This window comes from Rhizobium sp. 01T444, from assembly GCF_056398305.1.
The window spans coordinates 204,643-230,190 of record NZ_JBFTPD010000005.1; the positions used below are offsets into that span (position 1 = coordinate 204,643).

Annotated in this window: 30 protein-coding genes, 1 pseudogene and 1 riboswitch; of the genes and pseudogenes, 17 read left to right on the plus strand and 14 right to left on the minus strand. The window is 60.9% G+C overall.

Annotated elements, in window-relative coordinates; genetic code table 11:
- Positions 1-47 precede the first annotated feature (47 nt).
- Genes AC1DTN_RS11030 through AC1DTN_RS11040 form a run of 3 tightly spaced genes read left to right on the plus strand, consistent with a single transcriptional unit; the run spans position 48 to position 1,206 of the window.
- The gene (locus tag AC1DTN_RS11030; RefSeq protein ID WP_439015864.1) at positions 48-257 is read left to right on the plus strand and encodes an AbrB/MazE/SpoVT family DNA-binding domain-containing protein; all 210 of its coding nucleotides are present in this window, start codon (positions 48-50) and stop codon (positions 255-257) included.
- Positions 257-634 (plus strand): PIN domain-containing protein, encoded by a 378-nt coding sequence (locus tag AC1DTN_RS11035; RefSeq protein WP_477920911.1) that lies wholly within the window; start codon positions 257-259, stop codon positions 632-634. Before AC1DTN_RS11030 ends, AC1DTN_RS11035 begins: the two co-directional genes overlap by 1 nt.
- Complete coding sequence (locus tag AC1DTN_RS11040) at positions 631-1,206, plus strand: class I SAM-dependent methyltransferase (protein WP_310387515.1); 576 nt, start codon at positions 631-633, stop codon at positions 1,204-1,206. Before AC1DTN_RS11035 ends, AC1DTN_RS11040 begins: the two co-directional genes overlap by 4 nt.
- 49 nt (positions 1,207-1,255) lie before the next feature.
- On the opposite strand, the gene AC1DTN_RS11045 is transcribed toward AC1DTN_RS11040, so the two are convergent.
- From AC1DTN_RS11045 to AC1DTN_RS11055, 3 genes are all read right to left on the minus strand, one after another.
- The gene (locus tag AC1DTN_RS11045; protein WP_477920912.1) at positions 1,256-1,990 is read right to left on the minus strand and encodes a hypothetical protein; all 735 of its coding nucleotides are present in this window, start codon (positions 1,988-1,990) and stop codon (positions 1,256-1,258) included.
- 111 nt (positions 1,991-2,101) lie between these two features.
- Positions 2,102-3,121, minus strand: a complete 1,020-nt coding sequence (gene ilvC / locus AC1DTN_RS11050) for a ketol-acid reductoisomerase (protein WP_477920913.1) — start codon at positions 3,119-3,121, stop codon at positions 2,102-2,104.
- A 47-nt stretch (positions 3,122-3,168) separates the two neighbouring features.
- Entirely contained in the window at positions 3,169-3,819 is a 651-nt protein-coding gene (locus AC1DTN_RS11055; protein ID WP_113323337.1) for a TetR/AcrR family transcriptional regulator C-terminal domain-containing protein, read from the minus strand.
- Between the two features lie 174 nt (positions 3,820-3,993).
- Between AC1DTN_RS11055 and AC1DTN_RS11060 the strand changes: the two genes are divergently transcribed.
- Positions 3,994-4,350, plus strand: a complete 357-nt coding sequence (locus tag AC1DTN_RS11060) for a DUF4087 domain-containing protein (RefSeq protein WP_310387522.1) — start codon at positions 3,994-3,996, stop codon at positions 4,348-4,350.
- 3 nt (positions 4,351-4,353) lie between these two features.
- Here the strand turns inward: AC1DTN_RS11060 and AC1DTN_RS11065 are convergent, their stop codons facing one another.
- The gene (locus AC1DTN_RS11065) at positions 4,354-5,262 is read right to left on the minus strand and encodes an AraC family transcriptional regulator (protein WP_477920916.1); all 909 of its coding nucleotides are present in this window, start codon (positions 5,260-5,262) and stop codon (positions 4,354-4,356) included.
- Positions 5,263-5,459: 197 nt separating this feature from the next.
- Here AC1DTN_RS11065 and AC1DTN_RS11070 point away from each other — a divergent pair, with 197 nt between their 5' ends.
- A complete protein-coding gene (locus AC1DTN_RS11070; RefSeq protein ID WP_113323340.1) occupies positions 5,460-6,506 on the plus strand; it encodes an NAD(P)-dependent alcohol dehydrogenase in 1,047 nt (348 codons plus the stop codon).
- 56 nt (positions 6,507-6,562) lie between these two features.
- Here the strand turns inward: AC1DTN_RS11070 and AC1DTN_RS11075 are convergent, their stop codons facing one another.
- Entirely contained in the window at positions 6,563-7,840 is a 1,278-nt protein-coding gene (locus AC1DTN_RS11075) for an NAD(P)/FAD-dependent oxidoreductase (RefSeq protein ID WP_477920917.1), read from the minus strand.
- Here AC1DTN_RS11075 and AC1DTN_RS11080 point away from each other — a divergent pair.
- A complete protein-coding gene (locus AC1DTN_RS11080) occupies positions 7,829-8,803 on the plus strand; it encodes an aminoglycoside phosphotransferase family protein (RefSeq protein ID WP_477920918.1) in 975 nt (324 codons plus the stop codon). The genes AC1DTN_RS11075 and AC1DTN_RS11080 overlap by 12 nt on opposite strands.
- Before the next feature lie 9 nt (positions 8,804-8,812).
- Here AC1DTN_RS11080 and AC1DTN_RS11085 read toward each other — a convergent pair whose 3' ends face one another.
- The gene (locus AC1DTN_RS11085; protein ID WP_310387529.1) at positions 8,813-9,277 is read right to left on the minus strand and encodes an Lrp/AsnC family transcriptional regulator; all 465 of its coding nucleotides are present in this window, start codon (positions 9,275-9,277) and stop codon (positions 8,813-8,815) included.
- Between the two features lie 149 nt (positions 9,278-9,426).
- Between AC1DTN_RS11085 and AC1DTN_RS11090 the strand changes: the two genes are divergently transcribed.
- From AC1DTN_RS11090 to AC1DTN_RS11105, 4 genes are all read left to right on the plus strand, one after another.
- Complete coding sequence (locus AC1DTN_RS11090) at positions 9,427-10,149, plus strand: aspartate/glutamate racemase family protein (protein WP_477920919.1); 723 nt, start codon at positions 9,427-9,429, stop codon at positions 10,147-10,149.
- A 62-nt stretch (positions 10,150-10,211) separates the two neighbouring features.
- Positions 10,212-11,129: a bifunctional helix-turn-helix transcriptional regulator/GNAT family N-acetyltransferase gene (locus AC1DTN_RS11095; RefSeq protein ID WP_477920920.1), complete on the plus strand. Its 918-nt coding sequence runs from the start codon at positions 10,212-10,214 to the stop codon at positions 11,127-11,129.
- 59 nt (positions 11,130-11,188) lie between these two features.
- Positions 11,189-11,812, plus strand: a complete 624-nt coding sequence (locus AC1DTN_RS11100) for a TetR/AcrR family transcriptional regulator (protein ID WP_310387535.1) — start codon at positions 11,189-11,191, stop codon at positions 11,810-11,812.
- Positions 11,813-11,905: 93 nt separating this feature from the next.
- Positions 11,906-13,114, plus strand: coding sequence for an MFS transporter (locus AC1DTN_RS11105; protein WP_477920921.1), 1,209 nt, complete (start codon positions 11,906-11,908; stop codon positions 13,112-13,114).
- Between the two features lie 88 nt (positions 13,115-13,202).
- Here AC1DTN_RS11105 and AC1DTN_RS11110 read toward each other — a convergent pair whose 3' ends face one another.
- Positions 13,203-13,649 (minus strand): winged helix-turn-helix transcriptional regulator, encoded by a 447-nt coding sequence (locus AC1DTN_RS11110; RefSeq protein ID WP_113323347.1) that lies wholly within the window; start codon positions 13,647-13,649, stop codon positions 13,203-13,205.
- 119 nt (positions 13,650-13,768) lie between these two features.
- Here AC1DTN_RS11110 and AC1DTN_RS11115 point away from each other — a divergent pair.
- Positions 13,769-14,418 (plus strand): annotated as a pseudogene (locus tag AC1DTN_RS11115) (NmrA family NAD(P)-binding protein).
- Positions 14,419-14,568: 150 nt separating this feature from the next.
- Here AC1DTN_RS11115 and AC1DTN_RS11120 read toward each other — a convergent pair.
- Positions 14,569-15,321: a pyridoxine 5'-phosphate synthase gene (locus AC1DTN_RS11120; RefSeq protein WP_477920922.1), complete on the minus strand. Its 753-nt coding sequence runs from the start codon at positions 15,319-15,321 to the stop codon at positions 14,569-14,571.
- 447 nt (positions 15,322-15,768) lie between these two features.
- Between AC1DTN_RS11120 and AC1DTN_RS11125 the strand changes: the two genes are divergently transcribed.
- Positions 15,769-16,461 carry a MerR family transcriptional regulator gene (locus AC1DTN_RS11125; protein ID WP_007817771.1) on the plus strand — a complete coding sequence of 231 codons (693 nt, stop codon included), beginning with the start codon at positions 15,769-15,771 and terminating at the stop codon, positions 16,459-16,461.
- A 68-nt stretch (positions 16,462-16,529) separates the two neighbouring features.
- Here the strand turns inward: AC1DTN_RS11125 and AC1DTN_RS11130 are convergent, their stop codons facing one another.
- Both AC1DTN_RS11130 and AC1DTN_RS11135 read right to left on the minus strand, forming a co-directional pair.
- Entirely contained in the window at positions 16,530-17,657 is a 1,128-nt protein-coding gene (locus AC1DTN_RS11130; RefSeq protein ID WP_113323371.1) for an ATP-dependent DNA helicase, read from the minus strand.
- Positions 17,658-17,716: 59 nt separating this feature from the next.
- Positions 17,717-19,042, minus strand: a complete 1,326-nt coding sequence (locus AC1DTN_RS11135; RefSeq protein ID WP_477920923.1) for a bifunctional folylpolyglutamate synthase/dihydrofolate synthase — start codon at positions 19,040-19,042, stop codon at positions 17,717-17,719.
- A gap of 20 nt (positions 19,043-19,062) precedes the next feature.
- Positions 19,063-19,143: riboswitch (ZMP/ZTP riboswitch) on the minus strand.
- Between the two features lie 172 nt (positions 19,144-19,315).
- On the opposite strand from AC1DTN_RS11135, the gene AC1DTN_RS11140 reads away from it, so the two are divergent.
- From AC1DTN_RS11140 to AC1DTN_RS11155, 4 genes are all read left to right on the plus strand, one after another.
- Complete coding sequence (locus AC1DTN_RS11140) at positions 19,316-20,347, plus strand: diguanylate cyclase domain-containing protein (RefSeq protein ID WP_477920925.1); 1,032 nt, start codon at positions 19,316-19,318, stop codon at positions 20,345-20,347.
- Between the two features lie 91 nt (positions 20,348-20,438).
- Positions 20,439-20,819 (plus strand): COG4315 family predicted lipoprotein, encoded by a 381-nt coding sequence (locus AC1DTN_RS11145; protein WP_439015880.1) that lies wholly within the window; start codon positions 20,439-20,441, stop codon positions 20,817-20,819.
- Positions 20,820-20,829: 10 nt separating this feature from the next.
- On the plus strand, positions 20,830-21,345 hold the full coding sequence (locus tag AC1DTN_RS11150; protein ID WP_113323353.1) for an RNA polymerase sigma factor: 516 nt from the start codon (positions 20,830-20,832) through the stop codon (positions 21,343-21,345).
- Positions 21,342-22,124: an anti-sigma factor family protein gene (locus AC1DTN_RS11155; protein WP_442206144.1), complete on the plus strand. Its 783-nt coding sequence runs from the start codon at positions 21,342-21,344 to the stop codon at positions 22,122-22,124. Before AC1DTN_RS11150 ends, AC1DTN_RS11155 begins: the two co-directional genes overlap by 4 nt.
- 27 nt (positions 22,125-22,151) lie before the next feature.
- On the opposite strand, the gene AC1DTN_RS11160 is transcribed toward AC1DTN_RS11155, so the two are convergent.
- From AC1DTN_RS11160 to nthA, 4 genes are all read right to left on the minus strand, one after another.
- Positions 22,152-22,709 carry a hypothetical protein gene (locus AC1DTN_RS11160; RefSeq protein WP_442206145.1) on the minus strand — a complete coding sequence of 186 codons (558 nt, stop codon included), beginning with the start codon at positions 22,707-22,709 and terminating at the stop codon, positions 22,152-22,154.
- Positions 22,710-22,892: 183 nt separating this feature from the next.
- Entirely contained in the window at positions 22,893-23,264 is a 372-nt protein-coding gene (locus AC1DTN_RS11165; RefSeq protein ID WP_477920926.1) for a nitrile hydratase accessory protein, read from the minus strand.
- Complete coding sequence (gene nthB, locus AC1DTN_RS11170) at positions 23,251-23,910, minus strand: nitrile hydratase subunit beta (RefSeq protein ID WP_442206147.1); 660 nt, start codon at positions 23,908-23,910, stop codon at positions 23,251-23,253. The genes AC1DTN_RS11165 and nthB overlap by 14 nt, the downstream gene beginning before the upstream one ends.
- Positions 23,907-24,581 (minus strand): nitrile hydratase subunit alpha, encoded by a 675-nt coding sequence (gene nthA, locus AC1DTN_RS11175; protein ID WP_442206148.1) that lies wholly within the window; start codon positions 24,579-24,581, stop codon positions 23,907-23,909. Before nthA ends, nthB begins: the two co-directional genes overlap by 4 nt.
- Positions 24,582-24,836: 255 nt before the next feature.
- On the opposite strand from nthA, the gene AC1DTN_RS11180 reads away from it, so the two are divergent.
- On the plus strand, positions 24,837-25,529 hold the full coding sequence (locus AC1DTN_RS11180; RefSeq protein WP_442206149.1) for a hypothetical protein: 693 nt from the start codon (positions 24,837-24,839) through the stop codon (positions 25,527-25,529).
- Positions 25,530-25,548 lie beyond the last annotated feature (19 nt).

A 25,548-nucleotide genomic window follows, 5' to 3' on the forward strand; every position in this document is an offset into this window, starting at 1 on the left:
GTCGGTCGAATTCTTACTATTCGCCAATCGATAGAGGAAAGGTAAGAATGGCAACCGCAACCCTCTCTTCCAAATTTCAGATCTCCATTCCGAAGGAAGTGCGCGAGCAGCAGCACTGGTCCGCAGGCCAGGAATTCGTCTTCATCCCGAAAGGCAAGGGCGTCCTTCTCATGCCCGTCCCCGAACTGACAGATCTCAAGGGCATGGCCAAAGGCGCCGACCCGAACGACTACCGCCACCGGAAGGACCGGTTCTGATGCGCGTCGTCGACAGCTCAGCCTGGATCGAATGGCTGACCCAAGGCCCGGCCGCAGATCGCCTGCAAGGCGAGATGCCTGGGCGAACCGAATGCATCGTCCCCACCATCGTCCAGCTCGAACTCGCCAAATGGCTGGAGCGCGAACGCGGTGAAGAAGCAGTCGATTCCTTCTTCGCCTATACCGCCACCTGCATCGCGGCCCCTTTCGACACGGCGTTGGCCCACCGCGCCGCCGAAGTCTCGGCGAAACGCAAGCTCGCCCTAGCCGACGCCATCATCTACGCCACCGCCGAACTGCATGACGCCGACGTTCTGACGCTCGACGCCCGTTTCAAGGACCTAGACCGCGTGGTTTATATCGAGGAGAGTCCGTGACCAACTCTTTCTATGATGACAATGCCGAGACTTACGCCACTCGCGACCGCAGGCCGCCGACAGCGAGGCTCGATGCCTTCCTCTCCGCCCTCCCCGAGAAGGCACGCATTCTCGAACTCGGCTGCGGTGGGGGACAAGACTGCGCCTACATGCTGTCCAAGGGCTTCGACGTAACTCCGACGGATGGCTCAGCTGAGCTTGCCCGGCAGGCAGAGAAACTGATCGGCAGGCCGGTCACGGTCATGCGTTTCGAGGAGCTTGCGGCGCGGGAGGAATTCGATGGCGTCTGGGCCGAGGCGAGCCTCCTGCATGTGCCCCGCACAGATCTGTCCGCCATCCTTGCCCTTATCCGCAACGCCCTGAAGAAAGACGGCGTCTTCCACGCGAGCTTCAAAGCCGGCATCGCCGACGGCCATGATGATTTCGGGCGCTACTACAATTACCCTTCAACGGAATGGCTGCAGGAACTGCTCGTTACTGGCGGTTGGAGAAATGTCACGCTCAACGAAGCGGATGGCGGCGGTTATGACAACAAGCCGACCCGCTGGCTGCATCTTAGCACTCGCAAATGAAGAGGCCGGAGCTTTTGCCGAGGCCGAGCAGCTCTAATCCTCAGGCCTTTCAGCGCGCCAAGGCAACCCGCCGTAATTCTCCAATTTCATCCAGCAGAAGGTCGATCTGCCACTGCTGTTCTGCTGGTATCATGTCCACCAATCCGATCACCGCGTTTTCGACAGTCGCGCTGGTCAGCCAATCAAGGACGAGACGGCGTTTTTCGGCTGCGATATCCTCCCAGAAGCCATTGCCTCGATAGAGACCTTTCAGGTCGACACGGGCAAGCTGCAGAAACGCATTCGGTTTCGGCTGCCGGACCCACAGGCTGAGACAGGATTCGAACTGGAGATCGAGCCTTACCATCGCCAGTATCCAATTCCAGGCGAACGGATCGAAATCGGGGTTCTGCAATCTCTTGAAGGCCCATGCAGCATAGACAGCATTCGCCACCACCGTCTGCTCGACGACAGGCCAGCGCTTCCAGTCGCATAAGGCAAGCTTCGAAGCGATGACGGGCGGTTCGAAGCCGTAGGAGCCAGGACGTATGACCGCCAGATGAAGGATCCGTGGCAGGAAATGCTTGAACTCGTAAGCCGAACCCACAGTCGTCATCGCGCTCGCTGAATATGGTCCGAGCGCCTCGGCGCTCAGCTCGCGCAGGGGCGCCGATTTCAGGTCCGAGAGAATTTTCTCCGGGTCGCGCAGAGGCGAAGCATGCAGCGACTGCGGAAACGGATAGTCCTGAAATGAAGAGTAAAGAGACTCAAGTCCTTCTTTCAGATCCTGCCTTGCAGACCTCATGATTGCTTCAAACACGTCAGCCCCAGGAACGGTTTTATCTCAAACGAGCACTTAATAGCGAAAAGGCCGGAGCTTTCGCCCCGGCCCTTAATATCACGTCATCAAAACAGCTTAGTTGACGGACTTGTCGACCAGCTTGTTCTTGCCGATCCAGGGCATCATGGCGCGGAGCTTCGTGCCGACTTCCTCGATCTGGTGGCTGTCGTTCAGGCGGCGGATGCCCTTGAAGCGCGAGCCGCCGGCGCGGTATTCCTGCATCCACTCGGACGTGAACTTGCCGGTCTGGATGTCCTTGAGGACACGCTTCATTTCGGCCTTCGTTTCAGCGGTGATGATGCGCGGACCGGAGACATATTCGCCCCACTCGGCCGTATTGGAGATCGAGTAGTTCATGTTGGCGATGCCGCCTTCATAGATCAGATCGACGATCAGCTTCACTTCGTGCAGGCACTCGAAATAGGCCATTTCCGGCGCGTAACCGGCTTCGGTGAGCGTTTCGAAACCAGCACGGATAAGCTCGACGAGGCCGCCGCAGAGAACGACCTGTTCGCCGAAGAGGTCGGTTTCGCACTCTTCGCGGAAGTTGGTTTCGATGATGCCCGAACGGCCGCCGCCGACGCCGCAGGCGTAGGAGAGAGCGAGTTCAAGTGCGTTGCCGGAAGCGTTCTGGTGAACGGCAACGAGGCAGGGAACGCCGCCGCCCTTCTGGTATTCGCCGCGAACCGTGTGGCCCGGGCCCTTCGGGGCGATCATGACGACGTCGACGGTCGCCTTCGGCTCGATGAGGCCGAAGTGAACGTTGAGGCCGTGAGCGAAGGCGATAGCAGCGCCGTCACGGATATTGCCGGCGATGTCGGCCTTGTAGATGTCGGCCTGCAGTTCGTCCGGGGTTGCCATCATCATCAGGTCGGCCCAGGCGGCAGCTTCGGCAACCGTCTTGACCTGGAAGCCGTCGGCTTGCGCCTTCTTGACGGTCGGCGAACCGGCCTTCAGCGCGATGACGACGTTCTGGGCGCCGCTATCCTTGAGGTTCAGCGCATGTGCGCGACCCTGCGAACCATAGCCGATGATGGCGACCTTCTTCGACTTGATGAGGTTGAGATCGGCATCACGATCGTAATAGACGCGCATTGAAATTCCTTCCCTTTTGCTTGTCTTGTTGACTGTCAAAAAGCGGTTCAGCCGAGGATCGGCATCTCCGCCAGAACTTTCTCCGTGCCGTACAGGCGCAGGAAAGCGGTTACCGCCTTCTCCGCCTGACGCGCGGTATCTTTGAGCCCCGGCTCGCCGAGCAGCATGCGCACATGCAGGTCGGAAACGATGAGGCCGTAAAGCGTATGATAGGCCTCGTCGGCATCCATGAAACGCAGCAGCCCTGCCCTTTTTCCCGCATCGATCAGCGCCATGGCGCGGCGGTCGATCTGCCGGCGGCCGCGTTCGAGCAAGAGCTTGCCGAGCTTGGAGCCGTCGCGATGGGATTGACCAATCGCCAGCCGGTTCAGCGCCAGTGATACGTCGCCGGCCAGAACTTCGAGAAGATCGCGGGCGAAGATGACGAGATGGTCGTGCAGGCTCGTATAGGTCAGCCGCTCGCCGCTTCGCTCGAAAGTGCGCACCTTGCTCGCCTGATAGGCGATCATCGCCGAGAGCAGACCGTCACGGTCGCCGAACCACTTGTAGAGGCTTTCCTTGGAGCAATTGGCGGCGCGCGCCACACCCGATGTCGTCAGCGCCTTCTCCCCGCCATCGACGAGAAGCTGCAGCGCCTGCTCCAGAACAGCGTTCTGGCGTGGCGAAAACTCGCTCGGCTCTGCGACATCGACTGACACGGTTTCAACTCCCCATTTACGTACCGTACGGTACGGTTCGCGGCGTTTATGCGCCAGATCGCAGGCTCTCGTCAAGAACCGTCAGGAGATTTTTTCGTATCATATGAAACAGCGGAATTCGGCTGTTCGAAGGCAGGCAAATCGCCGAACATCGATGCCCAAGGAGAATCGCCCGTGAAAACAATAGCCCTCACCGCTGCCCTGTCGCTTGCCCTCGCCCTCCCGGCCCTTGCCGCCGAGACGCGCTGCGGCTGGATCCAGAACCCCACGCCTGCCAATTGGTGGCTGGACGATGCACAAAATACCTGGACGATCATGACGCAGGGAAGCGGCGAAGAACCCGAGGGCATGGACCTGATCCCTGATATCTCCGAGCACGACTATGTGCGCACCAACGGCAATTACGGCTATGCCTGCGCCTGCATGAACGTTGAGACCGACGGCAAGGAGCGCATTACGCGCATCCTCGCCTTCCGCCAGCTGACGCTCGCCAAGTGCCGCAACGACAAGGCGCTGAAATTTCCTGGCTGAGGTCTATTCTGCTGCCATGACCTCGCGCGCGCCATCGACATCGCGCGCCGGCGACGCGCCGTAGAGGCGGCTATATTCGCGGCTGAACTGAGACGGGCTCTGATAGCCGACTTGGTGGCCGGCAGTGCCCGCATCGAGCCGCTCCACCAGCATCAGCCGGCGCGCCTCGTGCAGGCGAAGCTGTTTCTGATACTGCATCGGCGTCATAGCCGTCACCGACTTGAAATGATGATGGAACGAAGACGCGCTCATGCTGACATGATCGGCCAGCTCCTCGATGCGCAGCGGCCGGACGAAATTTTCCTTCAGCCAGGCGACGGCCCGCGCGATCCTGTTGCTGTGGCTGTCGGCAGTGGCGATATTGATTAGCCGCTCGCCATCGGGGCCGGTCAGTATCCGGTAGAGGATTTCCTGCTCGATCAGCGGCGCCATGGCCGGAATGTCGTCTGGACGATCGAGCAAGCGCAGCAGGCGCACGGCAGCGTCAAGAAGTTCCGGCGGCGCGACATTGACAGCCATGCCGCGCTGGCCGTCGGTATGGGCGGCAGGCCGCGGAATGTCGATGCGGCTCAAAAGCTCCAGCAGCTTTTCGGAGTCGATCGCGAGCCCGAGACAAAGATGCGGCACCTCGGGGCTGGCCTCGGCGATGCGCCAGGCGACCGGCAGATCGAGCGAAGTCAGCAGATAATCCCCGGTTCCGTAGCTGATGAACTCATCTCCGAGGCGAAGGCTCTTGGCGCCCTGCAGCACGAAGGCAAAACATGGCTTGTAGCTGCTATGCAACGGATCGCTGGGATTGGAGCGGCGGCTAATGTGAAGATTGCCGATCGACGTGCGGAACTCGCCATCGCCGGGCGCAAAGCGCATCGCGATATCGACGATTTCCCGATAGGGATTGAAGGGCAAGGTCATGGGCAACTCTTTCTGTCTCACGCCAGCGATATCGGTCTTATCTAAAGCTCCTTTTCCATTTCGCAAACAGGTGGCCGGCTCACTTTTGCAGGATCGTGCAAAAAGCAGAGAGTATCGCTCTAACGCTGATGCGCGGTTCCGGGCAATAGTCCGGGCATCCTCTCACCCCACCCCTGAAATCGAAAAGGAAGGCTCCCATGCCTATTGCAAGAGGCTACGCCGCCACCGACGCTTCCAAGCCGCTCACCCCCTTCACCTTCGAGCGCCGCAACCCGAACCCGGACGACGTCGTCATCGACATCAAGTTTGCCGGCATCTGCCATTCCGACATCCATACCGTCCGCAACGAGTGGAAGAACGCCGTATACCCGATCGTGCCCGGCCATGAGATCGCCGGCATCGTGACGGCCGTCGGTTCCGCCGTGACCAAGTTCAAGGTCGGCGACCGCGTCGGCGTCGGCTGCTTCGTCGATTCCTGCATCGGTTGCGCCGAACGCGACCTCGACCGTGAACAGTACATGCCGGGTCTCAGCGGCACCTACAATGATTTCGAAGCCGACGGCAAGACACGCACCCAGGGCGGTTATTCCGACTCGATCGTCGTCAAGGAAGGCTATGTCATGTCCATCCCGGACAACCTTCCGCTCGATGCCTCCGCACCGCTTCTCTGCGCCGGCATCACGCTCTATTCGCCCCTGCGCCACTGGAAGGCCGGCCCCGGCAAGAAGGTCGCAATCGTCGGCATGGGCGGGCTTGGTCATATGGGCGTCAAGCTCGGTGCTGCCATGGGCGCCGATATCACCGTGCTCTCCCAGAGCCTCTCCAAGAAGGAAGACGGCCTGAAGCTCGGCGCCAAGGAATATTACGCCACCAACGACCCGGAAACCTTCAAGAAGCTCGCCGGCGCCTTCGACCTCGTCATCTGCACCGTCAGCGCCGAGATCGACTGGAACGCCTATCTTGGCCTCGTGAAGGTGGATGGCGCCTTCGTGGTGGTCGGCGTTCCGGAAAACCCGATCCCGGTTCACGCCTTCTCGCTGGTACCCGGCCGCAAGAGCATTTCCGGCTCGATGATCGGCTCTATCAAGGAAACTCAGGAAATGCTCGACTTCTGCGGCGAGCACAACATCGTTTCCGAGATCGAGAAGATCAACATCCAGCAGGTCAACGAAGCCTATGAGCGGGTGCTGAAGAGCGACGTCCGCTACCGCTTCGTCATCGACATCGCCTCGCTGGCAGCCTGATGAAACAGAAAGGGCGGCTCCCGGAGCCGCCCTTTTTCTTTGTAGTCTGTTTCGCCCTACCCGTCGCGCATGGTCTCGCGCTGGGTGATCAGCCGGGCGCTGTGCTGGCCGCTCATATAGATCCAGAACCAGTTCCAGGCGACGGTGAAGCGCGAGCGCGTACCGATCAGGAAGTAGATATGGGCGAGACCCCAGATCCACCAGGCGAGCCAGCCCTTGAGCTTGAAACGGCCGAAATCGATGATCGCCGCGCTCTTGCCGATCGTCGCAAGGCTTCCCTGATGCCAATATTTGAACGGCCCTGGCGCGGGCTTGCCGGATATGCGGGCGCGGATCACCTTCGCCACATAGCCGCCCTGTTGCTTGGCCGCCGGCGCAATGCCCGGCACCGGCTTGCCATCCTCACGCATCACAGAGGCCGTATCGCCGATCACGAAGACATCGGGCAGGCCCGGCGCCGTCAGGTCCTTCTCGACGATGGTGCGCCCCGCCCGGTCGGCCGGCACGCCCAGCCAGCGCGCCGCATGCGAAGCCTGCACGCCGGCGGCCCAGACGATGGTGCGGCTCGGGATGAAGTTTTCGCCGACGGTCACGCCGTCAGCCGTGCACTGCGTCACCGGCGTTCCCGTCAGCACCTCGACGCCGAGCTTCTCCAGTGCCTTTTGCGCATAGGCCGAGAGATCCTCGGCAAAGGCCGGCAGCACACGCGGCCCAGCTTCGATCAGCACGACGCGGGTCTTGCGTGTGTCGATATTGCGGAATTCCTTGGGCAGCGTGAAATGCGCCAACTCGGCGATGATGCCGGCAAGCTCGCAGCCCGTCGGGCCGGCCCCGACGATGGAGAAGGTCAAAAACGCGTCGCGCACCGCCGGATCGCTTTCCACTTCCGCCTGCTCGAAGGCGAGCAGCACGCGGCGGCGGATCGTCGTCGCATCTTCCAGCGTCTTCAGGCCCGGAGCGACAGGTTCCCATTCGTCGTGGCCGAAATAAGCGTGCGTAGCACCAGTCGCCAGCACCAACGTGTCGTAGTTCAACACCATACCGCTGCGTAAGGAAACGGTCTTTGCCTTGGCATCGACGCCGTTGACCTCGCCGAGCAGCGTGGTCACCTCGGGCCGGTCGGCATAGAGATGGCGGATCGGCCAGGCGATCTCTGAAGTGGAGAGGATGGTCGTTGCTACCTGATAAAGCAGAGGCTGGAAGAGATGGTGGTTGCGCCGGTCTATGAGCGTGATCTTCACGCCCCCTCCCCTTGATCCCAGGCCTTTCAATCCATTGACGAGCTGCAGCCCGCCGAAACCGCCGCCGACAACGACGACGTGATGTTCGCTCATGACCTACCCCTTTTTGTCATTCTGCTGCAGCAAATGTCGCCTTTCGCCGGAAGTATTCAACCGCTGTTTCGGCATATCTCCCCTGCATCCCGATCGGCTTTGATCGTTGCAGATATGCCCTTCACGTCCGTGCCATCCTCATTGTCATCAAAACCGTTTTCCGCATACATTCCGGGCATGGACGAGGAAATCATTTTAACTGGCGGCGGGCGCAGCGAAGTGTCTCGGCAGGGCAGTATCGTTTATCGCCAGAGCGGCCCCTGGTCTCCGACCACTATTTCGCTGCTGAGACATCTTGCGCAGGTGGGATTCACCGCATGTCCCCGTGTCGTCGGCACAGGTTTTGACGAGCGGGGCCGCGAAACCCTCTCGTTTATCGAGGGAGAGTTTGTCCATCCGGGGCCCTGGAGTGATGAGGCCATGACGCGGCTCGGAAATATGCTCCGGCAACTCCACGAGGCGACGTCTTCGTTCAGGGTTCCAGACAATGCGATCTGGCGCGGGTGGTTTGGCCGCGAACTCGGAACCGGTCCGCGTGTCATTGGTCACTGCGACACCGGCTCTTGGAACATTGTCTCTCGCTCCAACTCGCCAATCGCCCTCATCGATTGGGAGGTTGCCGGACCGGTCGGAATAGACATCGAACTGGCGCAAGCTTGCTGGTTGAACGCCCAGCTTTTCGATGACGATACAGCGGAAAGAATGAACCTTGGCTCGGCTATGACGAGAGCACGGCAGGTTCGCTATTTGCTCGACGGTTATGGTTTTTCGAAAGCGCAGCGAGATGGCTTTTTCGATAAACTGCTCACATTTGCTGTTTACGATGCTGCCGAGCAGGCGAAAGAGGCCCGCGTCACGCCGGAGACAAAAGACCCAGAATCTCTATGGGCCATAGCGTGGCGCACAAGGAGCGCATCCTGGATGCTCCGCAACCGATCAGCATTGGAAGCGGCTTTGCTCTAGGTCGCTCGCTCAATTGGCGTAACTAACGGGGATCGCCGTGCCGCTCTTCATCAGTTCCATTGAGATCGATGCCGAAACGTCGAAAAGCTCGATCCGCCGCACGATCCGCTTGTAGATGACATCGTAGTGCTCGACACGCGGCAGGACGATCTTCAGAATGTAATCGTAATTGCCGGTCAGCCGGTGCGCTTCGACGATTTCGGGGATATCGCTGATCGCGCGGCGGAAGGCCTCCGTCCATTCGTCGGAATGATGCGCCGTCTTGATGAGCGCAAAGAGCGTGGTCGGCACGCCCATCCGCTCGCGATCCAGCACGACGATGCGACGCGCGATGTAGCCGCTCTCCTCCAGCCGCTGGATGCGCCGCGAACAGGCCGAGACCGACAGAGCCACGCGCTCTGCAAGGTCGGTCACGGAGATGCCTGCATCGTCCTGCAGGATATCGAGAATCCGCCTGTCGCGATCGTCAATCATGATGGCCAACGCTGAAATTTTGCAAGAAACTAAGAAATGCCGCAAAACCTTAGCACATATCGATGCAAAAACACAAACAATGCAAACACGTCGCACCTGATCTGCTGCATCATTCCTGCATTCGAAAACACCATAGGGAGCGAGAATCCATGAAAAATATCGGCCTGATCGGCGGTATGAGCTTTGAAAGTTCTGCGGTCTATTACCGTCTCATCAACGAAATGGTGCGCGAGCGCCTGGGCGGCCTGGCCTCTGCCGAACTCACTTTGCATTCGGTGAATTTCGAGGAGATCGTTGCCCTGCAGAAGGCCGGCACCTGGGATATGGCTGCCTCGCGCCTCGGCGATATCGCACTGCGCCTGCAGATTGCCGGCGCCCATTGCGTGCTGATCTGCACCAACACCATGCATCTGATCGCACCCGAGGTCTCTTCGCACATCTCCGTGCCGCTGATCCATATCATCGACGAGACCGCAAAGACGATCCACGAAGCCGGCTGCAAGCGCCCGCTGCTGCTTGCAACGCGCTACACGATGGAGCACGGCTTCTATACCGACCGCATGAAGGGCCTCGGCCTCGACATCATGGTGCCCGACGCCGCCGACCGCACCACCGTGCACGACATCATCTTCAACGAGCTCTGCGCCGGCAAGGTGCTCGGCAGCTCTCGCCAGAAGCTGATGGCGGTGATCGAACGCGCCCGCGCCAATGGCGCCGACAGCATCATTCTCGGCTGCACGGAAATCTGCCTGATCCTCAACCCGGATCACCTTCCCCTTGCTGGATTCGATACGACGGCAATCCATGCCCGCGCCGCCGTCGATTTCGCGCTCGAGGGAGAAATCGCAAACGAAGAAGAAGACGCAGCCTGAGCCCTCAATTTAGTTGACTCAGTCAAATAAAAGCAGCAGGGTTTCCATCAGGAGACCCTGCCATGACCGACCTTTCCCTCATCGAATCCGCCCGCGAATTCAACCGCTTCTACACGAACTTCCTCGGCCTGCTGAACAAGGCCTATCTCGACACGCCCTTCACGCTGACGGATGCGCGCGTGCTCTTCGAGATCGGCGCCCATGATGGCGTCAATGCCGGCGCTCTCGCCCGCGACCTGCAGCTCGACCCCGCCTATCTCAGCCGCATTCTCAAACGCTTCCGCGAAGAAGCCTTCATCGAGGCGACGCCCGATCCCGCCGACCAGCGCAGCCAGATCCTTACTGTCACCGGCAAGGGACGCAGCCAGTTCGAAGAGCTTGGCCGCCGCTCGAATGCCCAGATCGCCGCCCGCTTCGACACGCTGGCCGATGGCGAGCCGCAGGCCGCCGTTGCCGCCATGCGCACGATCCGCTCGATCCTCGATCCACAGGCAAGACCGGCAGCCGCCATCATCCGCCCGCATCGCGCCGGTGATATCGGCTGGATCGTCCAGAGCCAGGGGCGCTTCTATGCCGAGGAATATGGCTGGGATCTGCACTTCGAAGGGCTGGTCGCTGATGTCGCCGGCAAGTTCCTCGCCAATTTCGACCCCGAGATGGAATATTGCTGGATCGCCGAGCGCGGCGGCATCAATCTCGGCTCCGTGCTGATCACCAATGGCGGCGATGGCATTGCGAAGCTCCGCCTGCTCTATGTCGACAAGGCCGCCCGCGGTCTCGGCCTCGGCAAACGCCTTGTCGATGAGTGCATCACCTTCTCGCGCCGTAAGCGATACCGGCAAATCTCGCTCTGGACCAACGACTTCCTCCACACCGCCCGCGCCATTTATCAAAAAGCCGGTTTCCGGCTTGTCTCCGAGGAGAGACACCGCATGTTCGGCCCGGAAGCCAACGGCCAGACCTGGGTGCTCGATCTCTGATCTTGCTGCGTCGCAGAAATTTCACTTGATTTGGAAACGGTCATTCCCTAATTAGGCGCATGACCGTTGACACCCTGACACCTGATGTAAAAACCCGCAGCCGCGGCCGCCCGCGCGAATTCGATATGGACGCAGCACTCGATGCTGCGTTGCGCGTCTTCTCCGAGCGCGGCTACCACGCCGCCTCCATCAGCGAACTGACCGAAGCCATGGGCCTTGCCTCCGGCAGCGTCTACAAGGCCTTCAAGGACAAGCGCGGCATCTTCCTTGCCGCCTTCAAGCGCTATCGTCAGCTCGGCCGCGGTCGGCTGGAGGCAAAGATCGCATCCGTTAAGACCGGCCGCGAAAAAGTCTCCCAGATGGTCACGTATTACGCCGAGCTTTCCCATGGCGAAGCGGGCCTCAAGGGCTGCCTCGTCGTCGGCGGCGCAAACGATCTTTCTCTGCTGGACGAAGAAGCTGCGGAGCATGTGGCCGCCGCCTTTTCCGCTGACGAAAAGCTGATGGCCGATCTTATCCGCATCGGCCAGGCCGATGGCACTATTCCGTCGACCGTGGATGCTGATGCCACGGCCCTCACCTTTCTCTGCCTGACCAAGGGCTTGCGTGTCATCGGGAGGACGGGACGCGGCGAGAAAGAGATGATGGCTACAGTCGAGGCCGCGATGCGGCTCGTGACTTGACGACCGAAATATCGTCATCCGGTCAGGGATCGGGTGGCGGCAGACGATTAAATTGCATTCAATCCTCCCGATCATTGCCTATTGGAGTTTCTGATGAGCGTTTCAGCCACCACGCCGGATAAGGTTGCGCCCCGCGCCCTATCCCCCTGGCTAACCTTCCTTTTTGCAGCCTCCTGCGGCTTCGTCGCCGCCAACCTCTATTACGGCCAGCCGCTGGCAGGCCCGATCAGCGCCAATCTCGGCTTCTCGCCAGCCGCAACCGGCCTCATCGTCACGCTCACGCAGATCGGCTATGGCCTCGGTCTGCTCCTGATCGTGCCGCTCGCCGACCTCTTTGAAAACCGCCGCCTCATCCTGACGCTGATTGCCGCCTCCGCACTTGCGCTTGTTGGTGCGGCCTTCTCTTCCACGCCGGGCATGTTCCTGACAGCCTCGCTCTGTATCGGCCTGGCCTCGGTCGCAGCCCAGGTCCTCGTCCCCTTCGCCGCCAGCATGGCGCCGGACGCGACGCGCGGCCAGGTCGTCGGTAATGTCATGAGCGGACTGCTTTGTGGCATCATGCTCGCCCGCCCCTTCGCAAGCCTCGTCGCCGAAGCTTCCTCCTGGCATATGGTCTATTACGTCACCGCCGCCGTCATGATCGCGCTCGGCATCGTGCTGCGCGCCAATCTGCCGGTCCGCGTCCCCCACACGAAGCTGCGTTATGGCGAACTGCTGGCCTCGATGACCCACCTTGCGGTGCATTCTCGCGTGCTGCAGCGCCGTGCCCTTTATCAGGCAGGCATGTTCGGCGCCTTCAGCCTGTTCTGGACGACCGCGCCGCTGCTGCTCGCAAGCCCCGCCTTCGGCATCTCGCAGAACGGCATCGCGCTGTTTGCACTTGCCGGTGCCGCCGGCGCCATCGCCTCGCCGATCGCCGGCCGCCTTGCCGACCGCGGCATGACGAAGGTCGCCTCGACGCTCGCCATGCTGCTCGGCATGGGCTCTTTTCTCATCAGCCATTTCGCCACCGATGGCTCGCTGACGGCGCTCATCCTGCTGACGGCTGCGGCGATCCTGCTGGATTTCGGCGTGACGACCAATCTCGTCTGCGGTCAGCGTGCGATCTACGGCCTGAGCCCGGAACATCGCGGCCGCCTGAATGGCCTCTTCATGGCGACCTTCTTCACCGGCGGCGCCATCGGCTCGGCGCTCGGCGGCTGGGCTTATGCGACGGGCGGCTGGTCGATGGCGGCCTGGATCGGCTTCTGCTTCCCCGCAGTCTCCTTCCTGTTCTTCCTGACGGAAGGCCGCGAGAAGTAATCAAGTCTAGGTCAGGCGGCTCGACCGCCTGATCCCCTAAAGCAATTCCAGCAAAAGCGTGCAGCGGTTTTGCGTCCGGAATTGCGCTCTATACAGCGTCTGCGTCGAACCGCAGTCGTGCCGCGCGAACATCGTCATGGTTCGCCTCGGCCCAGTTCAGAAGCTGCGACAGCACCGTGTAGAGCGAGCGGCCAAGATCGGTCATCCGGTATTCCACGCTCGGCGGCTTCGTCGGAAAAACCTCCCGCTCGATATAGCCGTCCCGCTGCAGGTCGCGCAGCGACTGGGTCAGCATGCGCTGGGAAATATCCGGGATCATGCGGCGCAGCTCGCCGAAGCGATAGGGCTGCTTGGCAAGCGCCTCCAGAAGCAGCGTCGACCATTTGCCGCCAATCTGCTGCATCATGTCCCTGACCGGGCAATTGGTGAAATCCAGGCTGGCAAGGTCGATCTCGCGCCGCGCGCCCCCCGGCCCATCGGCCGGTCCTTTTGATTGGCGCGCTCTGGCCTTCAGATTGACGACTGTGCCTGCCATGAGGTGGTTCCCTTTTGGTAACGAAGTCCCGAAAAACTGCCTTCTTTACAGCACCCAGTCAATTCCTATTCTAGTGTTACTCTCTTTTTGAGACCACCTGTCAACCACTAGAGGATATCATGAGCGAAACCATTCTCGTCACCGGCGCTGCAGGCCAGCTCGGCCAGCTTGTCGTCCATCACCTGATCGAAAGCTACAAGGTCGCCCCGGCAAACATCATCGCCGCGACCCGCAGCCCGGAAAAACTCGCGAGCCTCGCCGCCAAGGGTGTTGTCACCCGCAAGGCGGATTTCGATGACGCCGGCAGCCTCGAAGCCGCCTTTGCCGGCGTCGATCGCCTGCTGATCATCAGCACTGACGCCCTCGACACCCCCGGCAAGCGCCTGATCCAGCACAAGGCTGCCGTCGCCGCTGCCGTGAAGGCCAAGGTGAAGCCATCGCCTCGGTGCTGGCATCAGGCATCTCCGCCAGCGCCACCTACACGGTGACCGGCAAGCAGTCGCTGACGCCGAAGGAAATTGCCGTGATCGCCACCGAAGCCACCGGCAAGCCGCTGGATGTCGTTGATGTCACCGACGAACAGCTCGGCCAGGGCATCCGCGGCGCCGGCCTGCCGGGCTTCGTTGCCGACATGCTGGTCTCGGCCGATGCCAATACCCGCGCGGGCAAGTTCGACATCGTCACCGACGATTTCACGAAGCTGACGGGCAAGCAGCCGCAGTCGCTGAAGGACTATTTCGTCGCCAACAAGGCCGCGCTCACAGCCTGAGCCTGCCTACAGCATCGGCCCGAAAATCGGAATCGATTTTCGGAAAGCCTGATGCGTAGATTCAAAGAGTTAGAGCGTCCTTTGTGCGTCCGAATGGACGCACGGCGCTCTAAGGCTCGCCCCACATCCACCGAGGGCGGGCCTCTTCTTTCAGATCTTCTGGCCGCAGGCCCGGCAGAAGCGGCGCACCGTTTCCGCCATGCCATATTCCAGCGCATCCGCCGCCAGGCCGTGGCCGATCGAGACTTCGGCGAGCGCGGGAATGCGCTTCACGAGCGCGGGAAGATTTTCCACTGTGAGATCATGGCCGCCATTGACGGCAAGGCCGAGCGCAAGTGCGGCATCCGCCGTCTTGCCGAGCCCTTCGAGGATCGGCCCTACCCTTTCAGGCGCATCGTAGCAACCACCATAGGGGCCAGTGTAAAGCTCGATTCGGTCAGCGCCCGTCGCTTTCGCAGCCTTCACCGCCTCCGCATCGCCATCTCCATCGGCAAACAGCGAAACACGGAATCCCATCTTCTTCAGCCGCGCTACGACATCGGTCAGGAAGGCTTGATGCCTGCGGAAATCCCAGCCGTGATCGGAGGTCGCCTGCGAGGGATCATCAGGCACGAGCGTCACCTGCTCCGGCTGGGCCTTGGCACAAAGCTCCAGGAATTCCTCGGTCGGATAGCCCTCGATATTGAATTCGGCTTCCGGAAACTCGTCGTCGATCAGATTGCGGATCACGGGCAGATCGGAAAAGCGGATATGCCGCTGGTCCGGCCGCGGATGCACGGTCAGCCCTGAGGCACCAGCGGCAAGCGCGATGCGACCGAGGCCTTCCACGCTTGGCCAGGGCAGATCGCGCCGGTTGCGCAGCATGGCGATAGCATTGAGGTTCACGGAGAGTTTGGCGGGCATGGCAATATCCGTCTGGGATGGCGACTGGTCCTGCTTTTAAGGCAAGCTGTCCGCGAACGCCAATGAGATTCGCACATGCATTCATGCCTGTCCTTGATAGTCGCGCCCACCATGACGATCGACGTCAGGGGCGTACCGAAAAAAGTAATTCCCGTTCCCTTCGAAGATCATTCGTCAGCGACGACGAACCGTGTGGTTTTATTTTACCACATACCAAGCAAGAGGCGGATTGAGATGCCGCAACATTGCTATCCCATTTAAAAACGGTTATTTTTAGCACTTACAAAAGAACCCGTCCGCGCATAAAGTGGGCGCCACGTAACGAGTAAGTACGCCGAGTACTGCTTCTTCCAACGATAAGAACGCTAGAGGAAAACCCCGCTCGCTGCGCTCCGGAAGCAACTGGCAAAGCCGCATGAGGTGCAACTATCTGCCCCAGGAGGGTTCATGCCAGACGGTTCCAAACGTTTGTTTGCTGCCGCCGGTATTGCTTCGGAGGCCCGGTCAAAATACCGGTTCCTGCCTTCGGCCGCTTTGCCGCCGGATATCCCACAAGGTCCCGTTCCGATCGCCGACATGGCGAACGCATTCGGCGTCACGCACAGGACACTGCATTTCTACGAAGAGAAGGGCCTGATTTCCGCAAACCGCATCGGCCTGATGCGCGTTTACGATCAGGATGATGTCATGCGCATGGCGGTCATCACCGTCTGCCGCGAAACCGGCATGCCGATCGCCGTCATCCAGGAATTGATGGACGTGTTGCGCAGCGCGGCCTCCCAGGAAGAGGCCGAGTCGATCTTCCGCGAGGCCCTCTCCCAACGCAAGCGCGAACTGACGGCCGAAATGTCGACTTTGCACCGGCAGCTGCAGCAGGTGAGCGACCTTCTCGATTACGACAGCAGCCTCGACCTGCCGCCGATCAACGACAACAGGGATCCGGCAAGCCTGACCGATCAGGAGCGCCAATGCCTGGAGCTGATGGCCGAGGGATATTCGACGCAGCGCATCGCCCGCGCCCTCGACCTCAGGCATGAGGAAACGCGCGCGCTGGAAGCCGATATCATCATGAAATTCCAAGCCAACAACCGCTTTCAGGCGATCGCCAAGGCGGTTCTCCTCGGCATCGTGCAGGCCTGATCACTTGGCAGCGGCCGCCACCGCATCCCTGTAGGAGCACAAACGCCAGTTTCCAGCGGACGCCAATCTTAGCGAACGATTGTCAGCGTCTCTGCTGCGCGCGTAATCGCGGTGTAAAGCCAGCGCTCGCGCGTATCGCGAAAGGCCCAGCTTTCGTCGAACAATACGACATTGTTCCACTGCGAACCCTGCGCCTTGTGCACCGTCAGCGCATAGCCGTAATCGAACTCGTCATAGCGCTTGCGTGTGTTCCAGGGGATCTCGCCTTCCACATTCTCGAAGGCTTGCTTCAGAAGCTTGATCTTCGCAGCCCCACGATCCATATCGTCATCTTCGGGGCGGACCAGCAGGTTGATGCCGGGCTTGGTCGTTTCCTTGGATGAGGTCATGACCTGCCAGAGCGAGCCATTCAGCAGGCCCTTGGCCGGGTCGTTGCGCAGGCAGACCAGCTTGTCGCCGGTCTGCGGATGTTCGGTCGTAAAACCCTTGAGCTCCCGCAAACGCTGGTTATAGCGCCGCCGCGTCTTGTTTGTGCCGACGAGCACCTGATCGGCATCCATGACCAGCGGCTGCGTCACCTCATTCTTCGAGATCACCTGCGCCTTGCCATAGTCGCCATACATGATCTCGTTGCCCTCACGCACCTGCATGGCAAGCTTGATGATCGGATTGTCGCGCGCCTGCCGATGAATATCGGTCAGCAGGTAGTCTGGGTCCTGATTGGTGAAGTAGCCGCCGCCGGTGACCGGCGGCAGCTGGCCGGGATCGCCGAGCACAAGGATCGGCGTGCCGAAGCTCATCAGGTCCTTGCCGAGCGCCTCGTCCACCATCGAGCACTCGTCGACGATGATCAGTGCCGCCTTGGCGACCGGGCTCTGGCGGTTGATGGAAAACATCGGCGCAATCGATGTCTTGCCGGTTTCCTCGTCGGCAATCTCTTCCTCGCCGCGCGGCCGGTAGATCAGCGAATGGATGGTCTTGGCATTCGACGCCCCGCGCGAGCGCAGCACCTGTGCCGCCTTGCCGGTGAAGGCGGCAAACAGTACGTCGCCATCGACATGCTCGGCAAAATGCTTGGCAAGCGTCGTCTTGCCCGTGCCGGCATAGCCGAACAGACGGAAGAGCGGCGACCTGCCCTCCTTCAGCCAGTTCGAAACGGCTTTCAGGGCTTCATCCTGTTGTGGGGCGAATTGCATGGAAGCGACTTGGCAGGATTCGCCCGGCATAGGCAAGGCGGAATTTTCCTTGAAGCGACCTAGCTCTTCGCAGCCTCGCTGATGACCCGCTCGCGCAGCAAGCCAACGAGATAGAGCGATCCCGTCAGGATCACCCAGGCGCCGGAGGCCGCTGCCCGTTCGAGCGCCTTTTCATAGGCTGTTTGCGGATCGTCGATCACCTCACTCGCGAGACCGATCTGACCGGCAAGCGTCTGTAATTCGGCAGGAGAGCGGAAACGATTGGAAACCGAGGTGAAGATCGGCGAGACGCCGTAGCGGCCCATCACCTCGAGAAGCCCGGCGGCATCCTTGTCTGCCGCGATCGCCACGACAGCAATGCCCGGCCCGACAAATCCTTCCATGCCGGAGAGGTCGTCAAGCACTGCTTCGAGATTGAACGGCACATGTGCCCCGTCGAGCGCAACGGCAACACCTCTGCCCGCGACAGGCCCCGAAACAGACCCAGAGACAGGCACGATCAAACGCTCCAGCCGCCCCGGCAGCTGCGATTCCCGCTCGGCCTCTGCATCGATCAGCCATCCGCCGACCGCCTTGCCTTCGCGCGCCTTGATGCCGAGTTCGCCAAGTACATCGAGCGCGGCACCCGCGACAGCGACATTACGACCGGCAATCGTCGACGCTCCGGAAAAATCCGGACGGATGAGACGCGCATCGATCTCTGCTGCCCGCTTGGCAGCCACTGCTCCGGCTTCATCATCCGCATCGAGCGGCGTGACGACGGTCGAGCGCGGCTTGATGATGCCGGCCTTTTCGAAGGCAATGGCCGCCCGTGTCTTGCCCAATATCTCCGTATGCTCGAGGCCGATATTGGTGATGATGGAAACATCGCTGTCGACGATATTGGTTGAATCCAGCCGGCCACCGAGACCCGTCTCGATCACGGCCCATTGAACGCCCGCATCGCGGAAAATCAGGAAACCGGCCGCTGTCAGTATGTCGAACCATGTTGCAGCTTCCGCCGCCGTCCCTTCCGCCCTTGCGGCCTTGAGAGCATCGAGCCCCAGGAAGAGCGCCTCGGCGAGCACAGCCTCTTCGACCGGTTGGCCATTCAGGCTGACACGCTCGGAAATATGCTCCACATGCGGCGAGGCATAACGCCCGACGGAAATGCCGGCATGGCGCAAGCCTGCTTCGAGTAGCGCCGAAGTCGAACTCTTGCCCTTGGTGCCCGCCACATGGATCGAGCGGAAGGCGCGGTGCGGATCGCCTAGACGGGCGGAGAGATCGAGGATCGGCTCCAGTCCGACGCGCATTTCGCCGCGTGGACGCTGTTCCCAGTTGGTGAGCTGATCAAGTTGCGAAAGGGCTTCGATAAGGCGGGGATTTTCTATCTGCATGGGCATGGCACAGGTTACAGGGGTTATTTTGGTGCCCAGGCGAGCGGCATCGGCAGCCTGCGCTTCCCGATGGTTCCCCATCTGTCTCGCCAGTCACGCAGGCGGGCCGACACTAGAACCTTTCCGTTGCCCTGCCTAGCCTCGCAAGCGTCATCAGCACGGCTCGCCGCGACGCCGCCTGCGGCAACTGCCAGTTAACGCTGGTGAATTTTAGCTCTTGCGGAGATTGGCAAGAGCGCCACTTTAGCTCCTGTCTATGACAAAGAGGCGGAGATTCGAATGGGACAGACTGTCCGAATTCCAGTTAACGAACCGCAGAGACTGCTTGCCGTGCGCTCGCTGAGCGCCATCAGCAGCAGCCCGACGCCGGAGCTTGCAGCACTTGCCGAGCTCGCCAAGAATGCATTCGCAATGCCCTATGCCGCCGTCAACATCGTCGACGAGGACTGGCTGCGCATCGCCGGCGAAGCGGGCATGCAGCTTTCGGAATGCCCGCGCGACCTTTCCTTCTGCACCCGTGTCGTCTTTGCCAACGACATGGTCGTCGTTCCCGATCTGGAACAGGATGCGGAGCTCAATGCCGCGCCCTATGTGACAGGCCCACCGCATTTCCGTTTTTATGCCGGCGCACCGCTGGAACTGGAAAACGAACTGGTCGTCGGCGCCTTCTGCATTCTCGATCAGAAGCCGCGCCTCTTCACCGAAAAAGAGGCGGCCAATCTTCGCCGTTTCGCTCGTGTCGCGAGGGCGCTTCTGCGGCTGCAGAAGGCGAATTTCGTCATGGGCCTTGCCGAAAGCAGCCTGCGCACTGCGGCCATGACCGATCCGCTGACCGGCTTCCTCAACCGCGCCGCACTCGATGCCATCGTCGACCGCGCGCTGGAATCAGCCCTTGCCTCCGGTCAGACCTTCGGCGCCCTTTATCTCGACATGGACGGCTTCAAGTCGATCAACGATACGCTCGGCCACCATATCGGCGACGAGGTGCTGCGCGAGGCGGCAAACCGCATCCGTTCGGTCATCCGCTCCGGCGACATCGTCGTGCGCATGGGCGGCGACGAATTTGCGATCTTCGTACCGAACCCGCCGAACACCGAAGCGCTGGTCTCCGTCTCCGAACGCCTGCTCTCGGCCTTCCGCAGCCCCTTCACCATCGAGGGGAATACGATCCTCGCCCGCCTGAGCATCGGTGCCGCACTCGCCCCGCAAGGTGGCCGCCGCCGCCGCGAACTGCTGCGCAACGTCGATGGCGCCCTCTATAGCGCCAAGGCTGCCGGACGGGACTGCTATGTGGTTTTCAATCCGAACTGACGTTTGAAAGAGAAACGGGAATAAAACGGACGCCTGCCGTGTCTCATCTCCGGTATCGCAAAAATGTGTGCCCAACCCGAGGAGAGAGACCATGAAGTCCGTGAAATTCCTGTCCGTGCTGGCAGTCGTTGCTGCCACCGCCACTGCAGCGTTCGCCGCCCCCGCGGTCACCACCGTCGAAACGACCAAGGGCAAGGTTCTTGCCGGTGAAAAGGGCATGACGCTCTACACCTACAAGAAGGACGAAAAGGGCGTCACGAATTGCTACGACAAGTGCGCCACCAACTGGCCGCCCTTCCTTGCTCCTAGCGACGCCAAGGCCGATGGTGCATACTCACTCGTTGAACGTAAGGATGGAAAGAAGCAGTGGGCCAAGGACGGCATGCCACTCTATTACTGGGTGAAGGACACCAAGTCCGGCGACATCACCGGCGACGGCGTAGGCGGCTCCTGGGATCTTGCCAAGCCCTGATGAGGCCAGCGTGAAGCCCCCCTCACCCGATACGTTCGAGGGCCAGATCCTGGCCCTCCTTCCCTCGCTCCGGCGCTATTCCCGCAGCCTCACCCGCTCGGATGTCGAAGGCGAGGATCTGCTTCAGGATTGCGTGGAAAAGGTTCTGGCCCGGCGCGGCCAGTGGCGCGGCATCAACCTGCGCGGCTGGGTCCTGACGACGATGACCAACCTCTATCGCAACACCCGCCGCGCCAGCCCCCGCGACCGGCTGATCGAGCTCGACGCCGTCGAAGAACTTGCCGGTCCTGATGCCCAGGCCGATCCGTTGGAGCGCCTGCGGCTGGAACAGGCTCTCGACAGTCTGTCGGAAGACTACCGCGCCGTCCTGATGCTCGTCGTCATCGAAGGCTACAGCTATCATGAAGTGGCAACCATGCTGGACATCCCGATCGGCACCGTCATGTCGCGCCTGTCGCGCGCACGCCAGCGCATGAGCGACCATATGAAAGCCGATAATGTGATTACGCTTCGGAGACCGAAATGAACGAGACCAACCCCACCGTGACCGAAGCGGACCTGCACGCCTTTGCCGACGGGCAATTGCCGGAGGCCGCCCGCGCCCGCGTGGAAGCCTACCTCGCCGAAAACCCCGAGGAAGCCGCCATGGTCGCCGGCTGGCAGGCGCAGAATGCCGGCATCAAGTCCCTGTTTTCAGGCTATGAGAAGAGCCGCGACACCGATCTCCGGATGGTGGCACCGGCTGACACTGCCTCCCCCTGGAAGACACGCTCTGCCCTTGCCGCTGCCGCCGTCATGCTCTTCGCGCTTGGCGCCGTCAGCGATCGCTTCATCCCGCCGCTCTTCCAACGCCCGCCGCTGCAGTTGGCCGAATCCGAGACCTTGCCGAAGCAGGCCGAAACCGCCTTCCTCGTCTATGCCGGCGAAGTGCGCCACCCGGTCGAAGTCTTCGCCAATGAGGAAGCGCATCTGGCGACCTGGCTCGGCAAGCGGCTGGCAATCCCCGATCTCAAGGTGCCGGACCTGAAATCCCTCGGCTTCCACCTTGTCGGCGGCCGCCTGCTGCCTGTCGATAACAGGCCGGGCGCCATGTTCATGTACGAGGACCAGGGCGGCGAACGCCTCACCGTCATCGTCGGCCGCAACAAGGAAAACAGGACGACAAGCTTCCGCTTCGCCTCTGCCAAGGATGTCGAGACCTTTTACTGGATCGACGGTGAACTCGGCTATGCGGTAACGGGCGAAATCTCCCGCGACATGCTGCGCAAGGTGGCCGAAGAATGTTACCGGCAGTTCCCGTCATAAAAGGGGAACTGCACGCAGACTACGCGATCAGGCCGATACGACTTGGTAGCGGCCGATTTCATCCTGCTTGAGCATAGAACCGCCCTCAGCACCCTCGGCAAGCTGCTTCTTCAAGGCCTGCGTGACCTTGTCGTTCTTGTCTGGATCATCAGCGCTGTTGATAAGATCTTCCAGCGTGATGCCGAGCTTATCCAGACCGAGATCGCGCTCGATCTTGGCAATGGCCTGCGCCCCGTCCGGCTTGCTCTTAAGGTCAGAAAAAGCCTTTTTCGTCGCAGCGACGAACGCATCCATCGATGCATAGTCGCTCTTTTTCACGCCGAGCGCTTCGCCTGCGCGGTCAATCAGATCGAGCTTCATCTGGGTCACGCTTCGATCGTTCACGCTGAACAAGGCATCCGAGATCTTGGACTGCGCGGCCGTCGGTTGCGGGCTCATGCCGGATGTCTGTTTGACCGGCTGGCCATGGGCAATCGCCACCAGATTGTCACCATCGGTCTTCTTGGCGTCGGTGGAATTCACAGGCGAAATGCTCTGCTGAAGGATCAGCAAGGCGGCTTCATTGGTCGATGAAATCGAAGTCATGCATGGTCCTCGTGCGCATGTGCTCGACCATCACGGGCGCAATGTGCAGGTTTGACCGGGCGTCATGCCTGAGCGGGAATCAGCTGGGTTTGCGATGGCATCATCGCCGTGATTCCTTGCATAAATATAAAACTTGAGCGTGTGCCTGTCGATAAATCCGATCGACAGCGTCAGGCCGTGATCTCAGCGCTGGGGATCGTTGGCAAGCTCGATCGGCTTGCCATGCGGCGTCGCTTCCGCCGCCCGCTGCCAGCTCTTCTGCAGGTCGAGAATGGCGGAAGCATCCGCTACACCACGGCTGACAAGCAGCTCGGAAAGGGCCGCCACCCAACAGTCAAAATAATCGCTGCCATCTTCGGCACGGCCAGGCTTATGCAACTCCCTGGACAGGACTTCCGCCCATTCGCTCCAGGCAAACAACCCCTTCTCATGCAGATGCACGGTCATGGCGAAGGCTTCCGCCGCCCAGGGCTCCGGGAAGACGGGATCACCCTCCGGCGACTTCGGCAGACCCGGCGATTGGGCCAGTTGCGAGGGCGTCTCACATACGCTCAAGATAGCTCTCCCACGCATCGATCGACACCGTCAGCGACGGATCGGCGCCCTCGCCCCAGATCTCGCCGCCATCGAAGACGACGGTATAGAGCCATTGCGGATTCTCGCCTTTGCCATGCGCGTTGTCATCGGGAAAGACGAAGGAACCCTGCACCGCCTCGATCACGCCCGTCTTGGCACGCGCATAACGCGGCAGCCGCGTATGGCTCGCCGGATTGAAATTCTTCGTCTTCACCGCTTCTCCGACAACGAAAAGCGGCGCGGTCTCGACCGGCCGGTCGCAGGGAGCGCCCTTGGCGAGCACCCCTGATACCATATCGGCCTTCAGCACCCGCTTCGGCACCGTGCCATCCTGCAGCTTGTGCCCGGACAGCAGCTCCTCGCGGCTCGCAAAACCATGGCGTTCCAGGAGCATGTCGATGCCGCGGATCCAGATTTCGTAATAGCTCGCCGCAAGATAATCGGCCGGCGGAATGCTTTCGCGCGCATGCCGGCTCTCGTCGATCGTCCAGGCACCGAAAGCGCCGCAGGACAGTGTGATGCCGAGCGCCCGCTTCTCCCATTCGGCATGGAAATAGGGTTCGTTCGTTTCGGGCGCGACGGGGCCGAAGCCCATCTGGCCTCCGAGATCGTGCGGGCCGTTCATGGGGTGACCTCCGGGTTGCCGGCACCCGAAATTTTCGGGCTGCCCACAATTGCGGTGCCGATCATCGCATCACGGCTGACGAGATCGGCAAGCGCCTCCTCGTCCATGCCTTCGGTCCCCTGTGGCCGCTCGGGAATGACGAGATAACGCAGTTCCGCCGTCGAATCCCAGACGCGAACCTTCTTGCTCTCAGGCAGCGTCACCCCGAATTCCGCAAGCACGCCGCGCGGATCTATGACCGCGCGTGAGCGATAGGCCGGCGCCTTGTACCAGACAGGCGGCAGGCCGAGCACCGACCACGGATAGCAGGAGCAGAGCGTGCAGACGATGAGGTTATGCGTGTCTGATGTATTGAAGACGGCGCGCATATGCTCGCCCTGCCGGCCGGTGTAACCGAGGCTCGCAATCGCCGCCGTCGCATCCCGCTTCAGCCATTCGGCAAAGTCGGGATCGCTCCAGGCTTTCGCAACGACACGCGCACCATTGCGCGGCCCGACCTTTGTCTCATAGGTCTCGACAATCACATCGATCGCCGCCGGATCGATCAGCCCCTTCTCCGTCAGCAGCGTTTCCAGCGCTTTCACACGCGCCTGCATGTCCGAATAGTGGTTGTCGTGGTGATGATCATGGTGATCGTGGTCATGATCTGCGTGGTCGTCTCTGTGCCGCATGGCGCTCTCCAGGGTAGAGCGCTCAATCTTATGCGCCGATCGGAGGACCGCCAAGCGTATTTCTCGCCAAGAAGTGCCCCAATGAATGCAATCGGCAAAGGTTGAAGATGGAGCTAATTAAGCAACTCCTTATTTTTCGCCGTGATCCTAACCAAACGTTAACGGCTTCATCTCAACATCGCACACATGAAAGTTCCGACATTCGGCCGCAGCACCAGGCCACCCGCGCCCCCGTCCGCCCCTCCGCGAGAGGAGATGGAGAGCCTTGCCGACAGCTCGGCCTCTGCCGATCCGCGCCGGCGTGAGACCGAAGATACCGTGCAGAGCCCGGGGCTGGTTGCACGCGCCCTGCTCGACCACGTGATTCAGGAAATGGCGACGGACGGCAATGTTCATTCGATCGATCTGTTCGCAGCCCTGGGATCGGTTGGCGGTTTTTCGTGCGTCCTCACCGCCTTTGATATCGCTTCCGCCGGACAGCTCAGCGACGACGCTGATCTCATCGCCATGGAAACCGAGGATGGCTCCCGCTATTATACTGGCAATCTGCCGAACGCCTTCCTTCTGGAAAACCATGATTCCCTGCTCAACCTGACATACGGCGCGGCAAGAAGGTCCGGTGCTGTGATCTCGCAAGAGATGGCGATGGAAGCGCTTCGTTACGTGGTCTCAACCATCGGACATCCGCAGTTCGGAATACCGCGATTGATGGATGAACACCGTCCAGGCGATACGCCCCTTGCCTACGTTCGCCGCCTGTGGCCGAAGTTGGCCGATGCTCTCGATCGAAATATCGTGCCCATCAGCAGGCGACCTTTCGCGATCGGCCTGGCGTTGGAACTTGCCTTCTACCAGGTCAGGCCGCCGCTCGACCCGTCCCTGGCGGCGCGGATCGTCACCGAATGCGCTATTCCCATGGCCAAACTCGATCCCCGCCTTATCGCCTAAGCCATCCGGCATGAAAGCG